The sequence below is a fragment of the Caballeronia sp. ATUFL_F2_KS9A genome (assembly GCF_023630765.1).
Classification (GTDB): domain Bacteria; phylum Pseudomonadota; class Gammaproteobacteria; order Burkholderiales; family Burkholderiaceae; genus Caballeronia; species Caballeronia zhejiangensis.
Genome location: NZ_JALQEK010000064.1, coordinates 1 through 462, shown reverse-complemented (window position 1 = coordinate 462; position 462 = coordinate 1). Strand labels below are relative to the sequence as shown.

The 462-nt window shown below is 60.0% G+C and carries 1 protein-coding gene; it reads right to left on the bottom strand.

Features of this window, described 5'->3' with window-relative positions; genetic code table 11:
* The coding region (locus NCS67_RS31795) for a hypothetical protein (RefSeq protein WP_284504219.1) at positions 1–462 on the bottom strand (462 nt) is incomplete at both ends.

Here is a 462-nt window from a genome sequence, read left to right as displayed (position 1 = left end):
AAGTCGTATCACAACACGTTCCGGGCCATTCCTGCCGAGCGCCCCTACCGGATTCCGATGCAGGAGCACTCGTGGCCAAAAATCGTCGGCACGTTGAGCGCGCGTGTTACCACGCGTGACGACAGCGATTACGCCGAGCTGGACGAGAACGGTCGCGTTGCCTGCCGCTGGAATCACGCCGATGGCGTCGATGGCGAGAATGCCCCATGCGGTGAAGCTCTTCGACTCACCCGGCTGGCTGACAATGCGGTAAATGTCCATGCCTACGTCATACAACGACATGGCGTTGCCCACGACAGGCAGCATGTAAAGGCACTGGACGAAGATTTCCTGACTGTGGTTCTTGACCGAATCGACGGTGGCCTGCGTGAGCTTCGGCCGGGTCTTCGGCGTCGGGTTGGCGGGCGTGATTTCGTAAGTAATGACGCGCCGCTCTTCGGCATTCTGTTTGATAGCCGGCGC